This window comes from Rhizobium sp. SL42 (assembly GCF_021729845.1).
In the GTDB taxonomy this organism is placed as follows: Bacteria; Pseudomonadota; Alphaproteobacteria; order Rhizobiales; family Rhizobiaceae; genus Allorhizobium.
Genome location: NZ_CP063397.1, coordinates 2,546,342 through 2,562,161, shown reverse-complemented (window position 1 = coordinate 2,562,161; position 15,820 = coordinate 2,546,342). Strand labels below are relative to the sequence as shown.

The following is a 15,820-nucleotide window of genomic DNA, read 5'->3' as shown; positions in this document are numbered from 1 at the left end:
CCCGCTCATGATTTGATGGCCGTCACATGGAGCCATGTGGTGCTTTCTCCATCATAGCCGCTACCAGAGTTCGAGGTTAGATCAAGATTGCTCCACGGCGACCTGCGGTAGATGCCTCCGAGTTCCATCGCAGAAGGATTATTGTAGTAGCGACCGAAACGATCCCTGCCCTCAGCCTCACCCGATTTAAAACTGGCATAGAAGCGACCCTGCGGTTTCAGAGCGGTGTTGATGCGGGCGATGACATCGGCAAGATCCGGCAGCGGGACATGCAGCAGGCAGGCGCTTGCCCATATCGCGTCAAACTCCGAAACTGCGGACAGGTCTCCGGCCGCCAGGACCGTAACCGTACGAGCAAGGCGGCTTGCAGCGCGTGCTGCTATTTCAGGAGAAGCGTCGGTCGGGGTCACGTCGAAACCGCGTGCAATCATGGCGGCGCTATCGTTGCCGGCACCACAGCCGAGTTCGAGAATGCGCGCATTCGGCTTGAGACGCGACAGGAACAGATCAAGGCGACGGCTTGGCTCCGTACCGGACCATTGGACGTAGGTTGTCGCCTCCCGCGAGTAAAACTCCAGCGTCTCAGGATCCTCAGGCACGCGCCGAGCCATCCTCAGCATCGGCATTCTCATCGAATCCCAGCTGGCGCTTGATCGCCTGTTCGATCTCCGCCTCGATCGCCTTGCGCTCTTCCTCCGGCAGTGCCGCAAGATCCTCTTCCGTCATGCCGTGGCTCTCAAGATAGTCCTGTCGTATTTTTTCGGCCACGGTCATATCCGAAAGTTCGCGAAACTCGTTCGCAAGATCGTCTTTGCCTGCAGCTGCCTTTTCGGCATCCTTCGAATAATAGATATCTGTTTGAAGCAGCCAGAGGTTGCTGCTCAGGCTTTTTGCCGAGGCATCCGTCTCAACCCCCACCGTAGGCGCTGTCGCCGCTGGCGCTGCCGTGGGAAGTGCCGCATCGGCGGAACTCTTCTTCGTCTGTACGGCGTATGAACTGGAATAGATCGAATTTTCACCGATTCGCATGGCAATCTCCTTGAATATCGGCGGAGATTGCGGCGCAGAACTTGTGCGGAGCTTGGACCGAGCAACAAAAAACCCGGCACAAAGGCCGGGTTTGTCGAATTCTGTCGGTTGCGCCTCAGACGAGGCGGCTCTGGTCGACCGCCGCACCAATGAAGCTTGCGAACAGCGGATGCGGGTCAAGCGGCCGCGACTTCAGTTCCGGGTGGTACTGAACGCCGATGAACCACGGGTGATCCGGATATTCCACCGTTTCCGGCAGAAGTCCGTCCGGCGACATGCCGGAGAAGACCAGGCCGCAGCTCTCCAGCCGGTCCTTGTAGTCAACATTGACTTCGTAGCGGTGACGATGACGCTCGGAGATATCGGTCGAGCCGTAAATCTCGGCAATCTTGGTGCCCTTCTTCAAAGCCGCCTTGTAGGCGCCGAGACGCATCGTCCCGCCGAGATCGCCGGATGAGGCACGCTTCTCGAGCTGATTGCCCTTCATCCATTCCGTCATCAGGCCCACGACCGGCTCATCGGTCTTGCCGAACTCGGTCGACGAGGCTTTTTCGATGCCCGCCAGATGACGCGCTGCCTCGACGACCGCCATCTGCATGCCGAAGCAGATACCGAAATACGGGACCTTGCGTTCGCGGGCAAACTGGGCCGCCAGGATCTTGCCTTCGGAGCCACGTTCGCCGAAACCGCCGGGCACGAGAATGCCGTTGACCTTTTCCAGCCACGGCGCCGGATCTTCTTTTTCGAAGATCTCCGACTCGATCCACTCGAGCTTGACCTTCACACGGTTGGCAAAGCCCCCATGGTAAAGCGCCTCGATCAGGGATTTGTAGGCATCCTTCAGGCCGGTATACTTGCCGACGATCGCGATCGTGACTTCGCCTTCCGGTGTATGGATGCGATTGCAGACCTCTTCCCACTGGTCGAGACGCGGCTTGGGCGCAGGCTCGATACCGAAGGCGGCCAGAACCTCGTTGTCGAGGCCTTCCTTGTGATAGGCCATCGGAACGTCGTAGATATTGGCGACGTCGAGTGCCTGAATGACGGCGGTTTCGCGCACATTGCAAAACAGCGACAGCTTGCGGCGTTCGGCCTGGGGGATTTCCCGGTCGGCACGCACCAGCAGGATGTCTGGATGGATGCCGAGCGCCTGCAGTTCCTTGACGGAATGCTGGGTCGGCTTGGTCTTCAGCTCGCCGGCCGCCGGGATATAGGGCATCAGGGTTAGGTGCACGTAGACGGCGGTGCCGCGCGGCAGATCGTTACCGAGCTGGCGGATCGCCTCCATGAACGGCATGGCCTCGATGTCGCCGACGGTGCCGCCGATCTCGCAGATGACGAAATCATAATCGTCATTGCCTTCGATGACGAAATCCTTGATCTCGTTGGTCACGTGCGGAATGACCTGCACGGTCGCGCCGAGATAGTCACCGCGACGTTCTTTGTCGATGATGTTCTTGTAGATGCGTCCAGTGGTGATGTTGTCGGTCTTGGTGGCCGAGCGACCGGTAAACCGCTCGTAGTGGCCAAGGTCGAGGTCGGTTTCGGCACCGTCATCGGTGACGAAGACTTCGCCGTGCTGAGTCGGGCTCATGGTGCCCGGGTCAACGTTGAGATAAGGGTCCAGCTTGCGCAGACGCACACGGTAACCACGTGCCTGCAACAATGCCCCGAGAGCCGCGGCCGCAATTCCTTTACCAAGAGAGGAAACCACGCCGCCAGTGATGAATACATATCGCGCCATGGGCTTCACCGGATACCGTTTCGAATTCGATTCCGCCAGTCCTTAATGACTCTGTCCCACATATTTTTATGAGATCGGCGGAATTCAGACAAAATAAAACCGGCGGACCCTAGAGCCCGCCGGAGCGATGGGATGCGTTCCGATCAGTTATTCGGAACAGCGTTAGGGTCGACAGGCGCCGGAGCAGCCGGCGTGGTGGCCGGTGCCTGGGTTGCCGGAGCAGCACCCGGAAGCTGGTCAAGAACGCTGCCGCCGCCCTGAGTCGTGCCATTGCCCGCCGGGATCCGGTCGAGAATATCGGTCGGCTTTGCCTCGTAGCGGGCAAGAATGCCAAGCGCCAGGGAGATGACGAAGAACAGCGTCGCCAGGATCGCGGTGGTACGGGTCAAAGCATTGGCCGTGCCGCGAGCGGACATGAAGCCCGAGCCGCCGCCGATGCCGAGACCACCGCCTTCAGAACGCTGAATCAACACGACGCCGATCAATGCGACGACGACCATGAGGTAGATAACAAGCAATACGGTCTGCATGGAATGTCCATCCTGCCCGAAAAGGCAAAATCAATAGGGTTGGCGGCTCTTTACATGAGAGATGCAGGCAAAGAAAGCCCCTTGCCTGCTTTTCCGGCCCGCTTTCAGGCGGTCAGCTCTTCATAGACGCGGTATATGGCGAGGAAGTCGCTCGCCTTCAAGCTCGCACCACCAATCAGAGCGCCATCGACATTGGCGACGCCCATCAGCTCCTTGGCGTTCGATGGCTTGACCGAGCCGCCATAGAGCAACCGCATGATCTTTCCTTCTGCGCCGAAGCGCTTGACCAGTTCGGCGCGCAGGAAGGCATGCGCCTCGGCGACATCCGCCGTTGTCGGCGTCACGCCCGTGCCGATAGCCCAGACCGGCTCGTAGGCGATCACCGTGCGATCAGCCTTGGCGCCATCGGGAACCGAGGCCGCCAGCTGGCGCTTGAGAATGTCGAGCGTCTGGCCGGCCTGGCGCTCATTGGCTGTTTCACCGATGCAGATGACGGCTGTCAGGTCAGCCGCATAGGCGGCTTCCGCCTTGGCACGCACGAGATGATCCGTCTCGGCGTGATCGGTACGGCGTTCCGAGTGCCCAACGATCACATGGGTGCCGAAACAATCGGCAATCATCTCGGCTGCGATATCGCCCGTATGGGCGCCAGAGGCATTCTGATGGCAGTCCTGCGCACCGATCTGCAGGGGGCTGTCGGTGCACAGCGCGGTGGCGACATAAAGCAGTGTGGCCGGAGGGCAAATGAGCGTTTCGACCTTTTGCGACAGCGGGCCTTCTACACCTTGTGCAATCGCCTTGATCTGGTCGAGCGAATCCCTCGTCCCGTTCATTTTCCAATTGCCTGCGACCAGCGGTCGAACATCTGGCGTCATATCTTCACCCACCTCTATCCAATCAAGCGGAACTAGCAAATTGCTGCTTCAAAAGAAAGATTGGCCTTCGCTTTTGGCCCGATTTTCGGGCTGTATGGTGAAAATGTGAACCAGAAATGCAAGAATTCACGGCAGAAGTCCGAGTATTAGTAATTTCAACTTTAGGTTTTACACCAGACGCGAGAACTCGACTTTTTACTTCCTTTCAGAATCATGCCTTAAAGTTGTGGATGTATCGTAGAAGCGGAGAGCAAGAATGCATGATGCTGTGCTTGACCAGGTGAACCGGCAACTGAAGTCGGGGTTCCGCTGGTTGCGCTTTTCGCCGGCGGTCGAAGCCGAGTTTCTCAAGGAATTTGCTGCGTCAAGGATCCGTATTGTCCATGTATGGGCAATTGTCGGTACATTGATCTACGACATGGTTTGGGTCGGCGATGCAACAATGATTCCGGATATGTTGCCTCAACTCATATTCGTGCGTCTTGCCATATTCACACCATTCGCCCTGTTCGCCACACTGGCAATCCGCAAATGGCCGTCACCACGAAACTACGACATCCTTTCCATTTGCGTCGTCGTACTTGGTGCGTTCTTGCCAATGTCCGTTGCCGTATTCACCACCAGCCCGCACCTCTTCATCTACCAGAATGCCAATGTTCTGGTGTTTCTCTTCCTTGTCATCGGGCTGCGTCCCCGCTTCCGCGCAACGCTGCTCGGTCTGCTCCTGCTGACCTGCATTCAATTGACCACCACCAAGCTCAACGGTTCGCTGGATGACGTCACCTATGAGGCGCTGGTCTCGTTCTATGGCACCGTCTCGGTGTTCCTGGCACTCGGCGCCTACTTCCAGGAACATTCCGAGCGGCTCAACTTCCTCAATCAGCTTCGCGGCACCCTCCTTCATCGCGTGGTCACCGCACAATCTGAGCAAGACGAACTGACCGGGCTTCTCAACCGGCGCTCCCTCACCCGTATCGCCGACGATATTTGGAAGAACCCCGGCAAGAATGCGTCTGTCTCCGCAATCATGCTCGATATCGACAATTTCAAGCTGTTCAACGATGTGCATGGCCATATCGAGGGTGACACCTGCATTCGTTCGGTCAGTCGTTGCATATCCGACGCTGTAGGCGACCAAGGGGTGACCTTCCGCTTTGGTGGAGAAGAGGTTCTTGTTCTCTTGCCAAACGTTCAACCAGCCCAGGCATTGGCAATGGCGGAGACGATCAGAAGCGCGATCGAGGCGCAGAACATTCTGCATCGGGGCACTTCAGGTATCGTAACGGCAAGCCTGGGGATTGCTGGCGGCCCGACCCTCGATATCGGGCTGGAGGATCTGCTCAAACATGCCGATACGGCGCTCTACGAGGCCAAACGCCTGGGGCGCAACCGGGTTGCCTGGTTGGGTGACGCGTTGCAGCAGACGGCCTGACACCGGTCTGTGGCCTATCGGATCAGCCAGGACAGGATTGCGCGCCAGTCGCTCATGCGCACCGGCGTGCCATGAGCACCGGTCTCAAACAGTGTGAAACGGGCCGGATAGCCTGACGTGTGCAAGCGGTCGTAGAGCGCAATCTGATCCGTTGCAGCATAAACGCTATCGCGACTGCCATGTGTGAACCAGAGTGGCAGCTTGCGCTTGGCGGCAATGCTCTTGGTGAAATTCGCATCCGTCGCGCCCCCAAGGATGGCCATGCCGGACAATTGCGCTGCGGCCTTCGGATCGCGGGTGATCCCCCAGCAGATGAAGCTGCCCATCGAAGCACAGGCAAGCACGACCGGGCGGCCGCCGGAAGCTACATAGGCATGATCGATCAACGCCGCGACGGTGGACACGCCATCATCCGCAAAACTCTGGACGGAGGGCGCATAATATGTGCCGCCGCTGGCGACGACGAGGTTTTTCAGCCGATTGAAATTGCCGCCAAAGGTGATGTCGTTGACACCCAGTCTCCTGTCGCCACCCCGCCCGTGAATGAAGATGACGGTAAAGGCCTGGCCCGTATCCTTGCCGACACGGGCAACCTCCAGAGGTCCACTCGCCAATTGAAGCGTCTGATTTTCCTGTACCCGACGGACGGCCAACGACACATAACGATCCTTGACCCGGCGTTCGGGAATGCTGTCGCGACCGTTGATGTCACGTAGCTCTTGATAGTCAACGATGGTAAAATCGCCACCATCACGGCTATCCAGCACAGTCTGGCTTGAGAACAGATCGTCCTTGAACGGCTTCAGCGGCTCTGTTGCAAAGGCTTGAACCAAGAGAAACGGAAAGAGAACGCACGAAATCGCCGCGGTGCGGAAATGAGTTGTGGACATCTGCATCGAAGAGGAGCTTCCCTTTGGCTCGCGCCTTGCCATCGGCAAGTCAGGCACGCAAAGCTTGACCGATTTCACCATGTACCGGCCGCCAAGCCCTTCGCGCATGCGCTGCTTTTCTGGCACATTCCCGGTGATTCGCAAGAGCGACCGGGCAAGCAGATGCGGCAGTTCGAAGCGAGCAGGCTGATCCGGCACAGCAAAGACAAAGTATCGAACGACGCCATGGACGACAACGATCTCTTTTCCGCCCTGCCCGCGGCGCAGAAGGTTGAGGCCGATCCGGCCCCTGCCACCACTGCTGCGGCCCAACCGCGCAAGACAACGGTGCGGGCCCCGGCCGCCACACCATCCGCACCACCGTCGACCAGTGGTGGCGACGAATACGGCGCGTCCTCCATTCGCGTGCTCGAAGGGCTGGAGCCGGTGCGCATGCGCCCGGGCATGTATATCGGCGGCACCGACGAAAAGGCGCTGCACCACCTGTTTGCCGAAGTCATCGACAACTCGATGGACGAAGCCGTTGCGGGACATGCCAACTTCATCGACGTACATCTCGACGCCGAAGGCTTTCTTACCGTGACCGACAACGGACGCGGCATCCCGGTCGAGCTGCATCCGCAGGTTCCCGGCAAGTCGACGCTCGAAGTGATCATGACCAAGCTGCATGCCGGCGGCAAATTCGACGGCAAGGCCTATGAGACCTCGGGTGGTCTGCACGGCGTCGGCGTTTCGGTTGTCAACGCGCTCTCGGACCTGCTCGAAGTCGAAGTTGCCCGCAATCGCAAGCTCTACCGCCAGCGCTTTTCCCGCGGCGTGCCGATCGGCGGTCTGGAAGAACTGGGTGAAGTCCACAATCGTCGCGGAACGCGCGTGCGTTTCCATCCCGATCCGCAGATCTTCGGCGACCATGCGAAATTCGATCCGGGCCGGATCTTCCGCATGGCCCGCTCCAAGGCCTATCTGTTCGGCGGCGTCGAGATCCGCTGGTCCTGCGATCCCGGCATGGTGGCGGAAGGCGGCGACATTCCGGAAAAGGCGGTCTTCCACTTCCCGGGCGGCCTGAAGGACTATCTGGCGGCGACGCTCGGCAAGGAATTCACCGTCACGCGTGAAATCTTTTCCGGCAAGACGGAGAAGACGGGCGGCCATGGCGCGATGGAATGGGCAGTCACCTGGTATGGTGGCGACCCTGCCCTGCATTCCTATTGCAACACGATCCCGACGCCCGAGGGCGGCACGCACGAGGCCGGCCTGCGCATCGCGCTGACCAAGGGCCTGAAGAACTACGCGGAGCTCACGCAGAACAAGCGGGCCCGTGAAATCACCACCGACGACGTGATGATCTCGGCCGTCGGCATGCTCTCGGTTTTCATTCGCGAGCCAGAATTCGTCGGCCAAACAAAAGACAAGCTGGCAACGGTCGAAGCTCAGCGGCTTGTCGAAAACGCGCTGCGCGATCCGTTCGACCACTATCTTGCGGACAATCCCAACGAGGCGGCAAAGCTGCTGGACTGGGTGATCGAGCGCTGCGAGGAACGTCTGCGCCGCCGCAAGGAAAAGGAAGTCAACCGCAAGACTGCCGTGCGCAAGCTGCGCCTGCCGGGCAAGCTGGCGGACTGCGCACAGAACACGGCCGAAGGCGCGGAACTGTTCATCGTCGAAGGGGATTCGGCCGGCGGCTCGGCCAAGCAGGCGCGCAACCGTGCCAACCAGGCGATCCTGCCGCTGCGCGGCAAAATCCTCAACGTCGGCTCCGCCAGCCGTGAAAAGCTGATGGCCAACCAGCAGATCGCCGACCTGATCCAGGCGCTGGGTTGCGGGACGCGGACGAAGTATCGCGAGGAAGACCTGCGCTACGAGCGCATTGTCGTGATGACCGATGCGGACGTCGACGGCGCGCATATCGCATCCCTGCTGATCACATTCTTCTATCAGGAAATGCCGGAACTCATCCGTGGCAACCACCTGTATCTGGCCGTTCCGCCGCTCTATGTCATCCGCCAGGGTGCCAAGACCGTCTATGCGCGCGACGACGCACATCGCGCCGAACTGATGGAGACCACCTTCAAGGGCAAGAAGGTGGAAATCGGCCGCTTCAAAGGCCTCGGCGAAATGATGCCGGCGCAGTTGAAAGAAACCACCATGGATCCGGCCAAGCGCACCCTGCTCAAGGTCGAGATCGACGATGTGGATTTCGAAGGCACACGTGATGCGGTCGATGCCCTGATGGGAACCAAGCCGGAAGCCCGTTTCAGGTTCATCCAGGATCGTGCCGCGTTTGCGGAGAATCTGGATATCTGACGATCAAGCCTCCTTGCGAGCGCCCCAGGCCAGCCGAGCGGGCATAGTCCCGCGTCTGGCCGGTTTTCGCATGCGGTGACACAGCTGCGACATTATCGAACACTATGGTGGATTTGCGCTGGTGTACGATGCACACTATGTGAGAGCAACCATGGTCGGGCTTGCATGGCGTTGCCCCAATCGCCCATAGTGTGAGACTGAAACAACCGGAAAGTGTGAACGTGCGTAAGAAAGAGGATCGCAAGCTGCAGGATGCGCCACGCTGGCTTGGACCCGTGGCCCCAAGCAGAACGGCACTCGTTACGCCGATTTCGGCCGCGCGCTGGCTTCTTGTGCTGATTGCGATCGCGGCCATCTATTTCTTCCACGGTTTCATCGTGCCGGTACTCGCCTCGCTGGTCATCGCCTTTGCCAGTTGGCCGGTCTATCGCAAGATCCTCAATCGCGTCGGCGGCAACACAACGATCGGCGCGACCATCGCGATCATTCTCATCCTCGCTTTCCTGATCGTTCCGATCGGCATTGCCGCCACCTATGCTGTGGGCGAGTTGCGGGACTGGATCGGCTGGGCCCTCGAGGTCAACAAGCATGGTGCTCCGCCGCCGGAATGGATCCTCGCATTGCCGGGTGTCGGCGAATGGCTCGCCGACCAGTGGATCCATCGCATCGGTTCGCCCGGCGCGATCGGCGAACTGGTCCAGATCGTCAGCGGCGCCAATATCGGCAATATCTACCGGGCACTGATTGCGCTCGGCGACGGCGCGTTCCACCTGCTGCTCACCATGCTGTTCATGCTGATCGCGCTGTTCTTCGTGTTCCGCGATGGAGCGTCCTTCACGCGCCAGCTGGACCTGCTCGGCGAGCGCATTCTACCGGCACGTTGGGAGCGCATCTCGCGCGTTGTCCCGGCGACGATCAGCTCGACAGTCACCGGCATGACGCTGATCGCGATCGGCGAAGGCATCGTGCTCGGCATCGCCTACTGGCTGGCAGGCGTGCCCTCGCCCGTGACACTTGGCGTGCTCACCGGTGTGATGGCTCTGATTCCCGGCGGGGCACCGCTGTCCTTCACCCTGGTCAGCGTCTATCTGGTGGCAAGCGGATCGGTTTTCGCCGGTATCGCCCTGTTCATCTGGGGAACGGTCGAACTCTTCATCGTCGACAAGACGGTGCGGCCGAAACTGGTCGGCGGCCCGATCAAACTGCCCTTCCTGCCGACATTTTTCGGTCTGATCGGCGGCGTGAAGACGATGGGCTTTCTCGGCCTGTTCATCGGCCCGGTGCTGATGGCGCTGATCGTCTCTATCTGGCGGGAATGGATGCGGGAAGTGGAGCTATCGGACGTGCCGGATCCGATGACGCTTGAGACGCAGCCTATACAAAAGGCGCCGGACGTGATCGTGGCGAAACAGACCACATCCGTCTGATCCGGCTCCGCCGAGCGGGCAAATACCAAATCGGCCTGCCTTTGCCTTCATGTCCCGCAATGCTCGTCCGGGCCTTGTGCATGTTTGCCTATTCAGCAGCCTCTGCGCCGAACTGTGCCTGGTAGAGGCGCGCATAAGCCCCACGGCGACCAAGAAGCTCGTCGTGCGTCCCGGTTTCGGCAATTCCGTTCTGATCGACGACGACGATGCGCGCAGCGTCGCGGATCGTGGCCAGCCGGTGGGCGATCACCAGTGTCGTGCGGCCTTCGGCCAGTTCCGACAGCGATTGCTGGATCGCCCGTTCGGTTTCCGTGTCGAGTGCTGAAGTCGCCTCGTCAAGGATCAGGATCGGCGGGTTCTTGAGGAACATGCGTGCGATGGCAAGGCGCTGCTTCTGGCCGCCTGACAGCTTGACGCCGCGTTCCCCGATCACCGTATCAAGACCATCCGGCATCGCGGCGATCACGCCATCCAGTCTTGCCCGACGGGCCGCTTCCAGAATGTCGAAATCGGAAGCGTCCAGCCGGCCATAGGCAATGTTCTCACGCACGGTACCGCCGAACAGGAAGACGTCCTGCTGGACGATACCGATCTGGCCACGCAGGGAGGCCAGGGAGAGCCTGCGGATGTCGATACCGTCCACAGTGATCGCACCGCCGGATACCTCGTAGAAACGCGGCAGAAGCGAACACAGTGTGGTCTTTCCGGCTCCCGACGGCCCGACGAAGGCGACAGTCTCGCCGGCACGGATCGTGAGATCAATGTCATGCAGCACGGACTTGTCGGCAGAATAACCGAAGGACACCTTGTCGAAGACGATATCCCCCTTCAGTGCCGGTGCCTCGATCGCGTCCGGGGCATCCTCGATATCCGGCTCGGTTTCCATCAGTTCCGTGAACCTGCGAAAGCCGGCAATGCCCTTGGGATAGGTTTCAATCACCGAATTGATCTTCTCGACCGGACGGAAGAAGACGCCGACCAAAAGCAGGAAACTGACAAAACCGCCATTGGTCAGTTCGCCGCGTAGGACCAGATAGGCGCCGACGATCATCACGATCATCTGGATCAGCCGCATGCTCATGTAGGACATCGAGGTGCTGGCCGCCATGATGCGATAGGCTTCGAGCTTGGTGGTGCGGTAGTTCTGGTTGTCGCGCTCGAACAGGGCGCGCTCATGGGCCTCGTTGGCAAAGGCCTGGACAACACGGATGCCGCCGACATTCTCCTCGATGCGGGCGTTGAAATCACCGACACGGCCGAACAACGAACGGAAGTTATCGGTCATGCGGCGGCCGAATCGGCTGGTGACAAAGGCGGTCAGCGGGACGACAACAGCGGTCAGCAAAGCCAGTTGCACATTGATCGACAGCATCAGCGCAAAGGCGCCCAGGAATGTCATGACTGCGATGAACAGATCTTCCGGCCCGTGATGGGCGACCTCACCGATCTCTTCCAGGTCCTTGGTCAGGCGTCCCACCAGATGACCGGTCTTCTGGTTGTCGAAATAGCGGAACGACAGCTTCTGAATATGGCTGAAGGCGAGCCGGCGCATATCGGTCTCGATATTGATGCCAAGCATATGGCCCCAATAGGTGACGACCGCCATCAGGCCGGTATTGATGAGGTAGATCACAAGCAGGCCGATCGACGCCGCCAGAATGACACCCCATTGCGCACTGGGCAGCAGGATATCGACGAACAGCTTCACCGCCATCGGGAAACCAAGCTCCAGCAGGCCGGAGATGATCGCGCAGCCGAAGTCAATCAGGAACAGGCCCCGATACGGGCGGTAAAAGGCGAAGAATTTCTGGAGCATGGTCGTCCACTGCAAGGATAAAGACATAAGGGACCGCACGCGGCCAAAACCTGCGCGCTGATCTCATATTTTCATGACATGGCCAAGTCCGCTTGCATGCAAACACCGGGATTTTACCGAGGAACGGACTTGAAGGCGCCAGATTTGCACCAGAATAGCAGTAAAGGTCCCCTACCGCACCCTACCGACGGGTCGGTCGAATTCAGAGCCGCTTTTCCATGAACAGGCTGAGCGGATCCTCCCGGTAACCGTCAAAGGGTGCAATATCCACATAGCCAAGGCTGCGAAGCGCGATCGCTTCGGGTTGATGAATGCCGGTTTCCAGCCGAATCGCCGAAAGGTTCGCATATCGTGCCGCTTGCTCGACCGCCTGCATCAAGCACTTGCCGAGCGATAGACCACGCGCCTGCGGCGCAACAAACAGCCGTTTGATCTCACCTGTGCCATCGCGCTTGCGAACCAGGGCGCAGCATCCTGCAATTTCACTGTCCCTGCGCGCGACGAAGAATGATATTTCCGGTTTGTCGAGACTATCGAGGTCGGGCGCATGGTTGCTGTCTGCAGGATAAAGCATTGCCATGTAAGCATCGGACAGTTCCAGCAACCGGACAATGCCCGGCTGGCGAACAGGCTCACATGCGATTGTCACAGGCATACGATGCTCCTTAGGCGAGTTCCGATTTTCTGTCTTGCTTTGGCTGCAATCGTCTTGTTTCGTCAAGCCGACATTCGAATACACGCCGCCGCGCAAGGAGCCATGCCGCAATGAAGACAGCTTTGATCCTGATGACGATCCTGGGCTGCGACGACAGTGTCAACGAGTGCGAATATGTGGAAACAGCGCCGGAACGGTTCGTTTCGATCGCGCTCTGCGATGCGGCGGCCGAAACCGTGCTGGAACGCTATTCCAATATCAGCTACCCGACAGCGGTTGCCGTGTGCCAGGAACCGCATCCGGACGGCATAGCTGCTGCCGTGCCGGCACCCGCTGTCGAAACAGGGACACCGGAAGCCGAGCCGCCAGAGGCCGAAAAGAAGACGCTTGCTGCGCGCGCAATGGAGACGATCCGCGAAGTGCTGCCCGGCACGGCACAAATAAAGATGATTTTCGAGACACCCATTCATGTCGTTTCCGACAGCTATTCATGGGTCGCGAAGAAGATTGTCCGCTAGCGGCTCAGGCAGCCGCAAGCGCTATTCCGGACGCATAATCACGGGCAAGGCGGCGTTCTTCGGCAATTGCCAGCCGCTCGACGACATCGAGAAGGGCTCTTGCCGCATCGCTGAGATTTGTTTCATTGCGATAGCGGCGGATCAGGCGGTCGGCGATGTGGTCGAGGTCCAGCCCATGCGTCGATTGGATGAGGTCGCGCCATTGCATGATGGCATCGACGAACAGCGTGCTCAGGTCGCGGCCGAGCCCTGCTGCTTCCAGAAGGGCACGAACCGCATGAAAACGGCCGGTCGCCAGAATGGATCGAACCCGGCGCTCTTCCAGACCTGAAATCGAGACAATCGCCGATGCGAAGAAGTCGGTACGACCGGCGCAGAGCGCGTGCATGAGAAAGGCCGGCGTCAGGCGACCTGCCTCGCGCAACTGCTCGACAAGCGGCCCAAGTTCATCACCGAGTACCGTGCCGACGATCGCCATGGTCGCCGTATCGCTGGCTTCACGCGCCACGCGCTCGATGCGGCGCATTCCAACTGCGCCACGGACAAGATCGGAGCCCGCCAGGGCTTCAGCGACAAACTGGACCAGCAGCTGTCGCACACCGGCAGGAAGGTCTTCACGCTCCAGAAGAAGCGCACGGATATGTTCGTTGCGGCCGTGACGCTCGGCAATGCGGCGCAACGTGAAACGGGTAAAGCAGGCGCCGGGATTCTCCAGCAGAACTTCAAGCTCGGCCGCATCGCCGATCTCAGCAAGCGCTGCCGCCACGCCGACACTGACGGTCCGGCGCGCGGCCACCAGTGCGCGGGTCTCCACCGTGCCGCGCCCGGCGATATCGACAAGATCGGCATCGGCCAGAACCGGCGAAAGGAGAATAACGGCAGAGGCGATTTCCGGCTGATCCTCGGCCAAGGACATCATGATCGCGCGGGGTGCATTGGGCTCGCAAGCCAGAACCTCTGCCAGCGCCAGGCGAACCTGCGGAGACGGGTCGTCAAGAAGGTAAGTCATGGCCGCCTGGGCTGCCTGCCGCTCGCCGGGCGTGATTGCTGCACGCAGGTAAGCTCTCGCCAGCGTATTGGCTGCGCGGGCTCGATCCTGAGTCCTTGCCGTTTCAACCCAACGCAGAAAAGTTGCCACGATCACTGTCAAACCCACTCGCTACGAGAAATGCCACGCGGCCCGAAGACCTGGATTTCGACGCTAACGACAAAGTCTTTATGAATTGTTCACCACGTTCATTAACCGGCGGCATCTGTCGAAAATTGCGTTCCGACGGCAGGCTCGGACCCATTTCCGACCGACGGCACATGCAAAGGCACGGCCGCCAGCGAGCATTTTTCGATTCGGCTTCAGGCTGCCGATCACTCCGTCGTGGGAGGTTTCGGCCGACCAAGTTCAAAGATGGGACCAATCCCGGCATAGTCCATATAGCCAAGACGCATGATCGGCTGTGCGAGCGCCAGGTCGAAACGGCCCTCACGGATCACGCTTTCATCGATGTGAATGCCGACGACCTGACCAAACACAGCATGACTGTCGGTGTCGGCGCCGCCCATGTCCTTCAAAGTCGTGATTGTCGTCACCCGGCATTCGAGCACGGCGACAGCTTCGGCAACGTAAGGCGCGTTGACGAGACGACCATCGACCGGCGTCAAACCGGCAATTGCGAATTCGTCAACGCCGTAGGATACCGCCACCGAAGAGGCATTCATCGCATTGATCAAAGGGCGAGAGACGAAGTTTGCCGTGAATACGCCGGTCTCCTCGACATTTCGCAGCGAATCCTTGCGACCGCTCGACGAGAACATGACGATCTTCGGCCGGTCGCTGACGGCATTGAAGAACGAGTAGGGCGACAGGTTCCTGCTGCCGTCCCTCCCCTTGGAGCCGATCCAGCCGATCGGGCGCGGCGCCACGATAGCCTTGAACGGATCGTGGGCCATGCCGTGGGCGTTGCTTTGCGTGTCGTAGAACATCAGTCGCCGCCCTGCCAGGTCACAACATCGGCAAGTGCTGGACGCGGACGTTCGATGATCGGAAATGTCGTGGAGCCGATGTGAATGAAGCCGGCGACCTTTTCGCCCTGCTTTACGCCCAAAAGCGGATAGGCCTGCTGATCGAAGGCGAACCATTCACTCAGCCAATTGGCGACATATCCATGGGCATTGGCAGCCATTAACAGGTTGAGGCAGACTGCGCCGGCCGACATGATCTGTTCCCATTCCGGGATCTTGAAATGCGGCGCCGCGGTCGAGATCACCGAGATGACGACCGGTGCGCGGGTAAACCGGTTGCGCTCGACTTCGATCATTTCAGCCGACAGCTCGGGATTTTTCGCCAGGGCCATGGCCAGAAGCTCCTCGCCAATGCGAGCCCGCTCCGCGCCGCGATAGACCACGAAGCGCCAGGGCGCGATCTTGCCATGGTCAGGCACGCGCACGGCCAAAGTCAGAATCGCTTCGATTTCCTCGCGACTCGGGCCGGGTTCGCACATCTGAAATGCAGGGACAGAGCGCCGGACGCTCAAATAATCCACTAATTTGATATCATTTTTCATCTTGAAACACCTTAGAAAGCCTTCGGGTGGCAGACTTGTCTT

General features: G+C 59.6%; 15 protein-coding genes. 4 read left to right on the top strand and 11 right to left on the bottom strand.

The features are described from left to right. Positions 1-5 precede the first annotated feature (5 nt). The 5 genes from IM739_RS12160 to tpiA form a co-directional block, all read right to left on the bottom strand. Entirely contained in the window at positions 6-611 is a 606-nt protein-coding gene (locus IM739_RS12160; RefSeq protein WP_237371056.1) for a class I SAM-dependent methyltransferase, read from the bottom strand. Beyond that, entirely contained in the window at positions 592-1,029 is a 438-nt protein-coding gene (locus IM739_RS12155; RefSeq protein ID WP_237367995.1) for a hypothetical protein, read from the bottom strand. The genes IM739_RS12160 and IM739_RS12155 overlap by 20 nt, the downstream gene beginning before the upstream one ends. A gap of 115 nt (positions 1,030-1,144) precedes the next feature. Then, a complete protein-coding gene (locus IM739_RS12150) occupies positions 1,145-2,782 on the bottom strand; it encodes a CTP synthase (protein WP_272911309.1) in 1,638 nt (545 codons plus the stop codon). Positions 2,783-2,916: 134 nt separating this feature from the next. After that, complete coding sequence (secG, locus tag IM739_RS12145) at positions 2,917-3,303, bottom strand: preprotein translocase subunit SecG (protein WP_237367993.1); 387 nt, start codon at positions 3,301-3,303, stop codon at positions 2,917-2,919. 104 nt (positions 3,304-3,407) lie between these two features. Then, positions 3,408-4,178: a triose-phosphate isomerase gene (gene tpiA, locus IM739_RS12140; protein WP_237367992.1), complete on the bottom strand. Its 771-nt coding sequence runs from the start codon at positions 4,176-4,178 to the stop codon at positions 3,408-3,410. 256 nt (positions 4,179-4,434) lie between these two features. Between tpiA and IM739_RS12135 the strand changes: the two genes are divergently transcribed. Beyond that, the gene (locus IM739_RS12135) at positions 4,435-5,610 is read left to right on the top strand and encodes a GGDEF domain-containing protein (RefSeq protein ID WP_237367991.1); all 1,176 of its coding nucleotides are present in this window, start codon (positions 4,435-4,437) and stop codon (positions 5,608-5,610) included. Positions 5,611-5,624: 14 nt separating this feature from the next. On the opposite strand, the gene IM739_RS12130 is transcribed toward IM739_RS12135, so the two are convergent. Further along, a complete protein-coding gene (locus IM739_RS12130) occupies positions 5,625-6,500 on the bottom strand; it encodes an alpha/beta hydrolase (RefSeq protein ID WP_442981131.1) in 876 nt (291 codons plus the stop codon). 225 nt (positions 6,501-6,725) lie between these two features. Here IM739_RS12130 and parE point away from each other — a divergent pair, with 225 nt between their 5' ends. Next, positions 6,726-8,804, top strand: a complete 2,079-nt coding sequence (gene parE, locus IM739_RS12125) for a DNA topoisomerase IV subunit B (RefSeq protein ID WP_237371054.1) — start codon at positions 6,726-6,728, stop codon at positions 8,802-8,804. Between the two features lie 221 nt (positions 8,805-9,025). Continuing rightward, the gene (locus IM739_RS12120) at positions 9,026-10,231 is read left to right on the top strand and encodes an AI-2E family transporter (RefSeq protein WP_237367990.1); all 1,206 of its coding nucleotides are present in this window, start codon (positions 9,026-9,028) and stop codon (positions 10,229-10,231) included. Between the two features lie 88 nt (positions 10,232-10,319). Here IM739_RS12120 and IM739_RS12115 read toward each other — a convergent pair whose 3' ends face one another. Both IM739_RS12115 and IM739_RS12110 read right to left on the bottom strand, forming a co-directional pair. Continuing rightward, positions 10,320-12,047, bottom strand: a complete 1,728-nt coding sequence (locus tag IM739_RS12115; protein WP_237367989.1) for an ABC transporter ATP-binding protein — start codon at positions 12,045-12,047, stop codon at positions 10,320-10,322. A gap of 202 nt (positions 12,048-12,249) precedes the next feature. Continuing rightward, positions 12,250-12,702: a GNAT family N-acetyltransferase gene (locus tag IM739_RS12110; RefSeq protein ID WP_237371053.1), complete on the bottom strand. Its 453-nt coding sequence runs from the start codon at positions 12,700-12,702 to the stop codon at positions 12,250-12,252. A 110-nt stretch (positions 12,703-12,812) separates the two neighbouring features. Here IM739_RS12110 and IM739_RS12105 point away from each other — a divergent pair, with 110 nt between their 5' ends. Next, entirely contained in the window at positions 12,813-13,220 is a 408-nt protein-coding gene (locus IM739_RS12105) for a hypothetical protein (RefSeq protein WP_237367988.1), read from the top strand. Positions 13,221-13,224: 4 nt separating this feature from the next. On the opposite strand, the gene IM739_RS12100 is transcribed toward IM739_RS12105, so the two are convergent. The 3 genes from IM739_RS12100 to IM739_RS12090 all read right to left on the bottom strand — a co-directional run bounded on the left by IM739_RS12100 (position 13,225) and on the right by IM739_RS12090 (position 15,778). Beyond that, positions 13,225-14,364 (bottom strand): DUF2336 domain-containing protein, encoded by a 1,140-nt coding sequence (locus IM739_RS12100; RefSeq protein ID WP_237367987.1) that lies wholly within the window; start codon positions 14,362-14,364, stop codon positions 13,225-13,227. A 218-nt stretch (positions 14,365-14,582) separates the two neighbouring features. Then, positions 14,583-15,197 carry a flavin reductase family protein gene (locus IM739_RS12095; protein WP_237367986.1) on the bottom strand — a complete coding sequence of 205 codons (615 nt, stop codon included), beginning with the start codon at positions 15,195-15,197 and terminating at the stop codon, positions 14,583-14,585. Further along, positions 15,197-15,778, bottom strand: a complete 582-nt coding sequence (locus IM739_RS12090; protein WP_237367985.1) for a nitroreductase family protein — start codon at positions 15,776-15,778, stop codon at positions 15,197-15,199. The genes IM739_RS12095 and IM739_RS12090 overlap by 1 nt, the downstream gene beginning before the upstream one ends. Between the last annotated feature and the right edge of the window lie 42 nt (positions 15,779-15,820).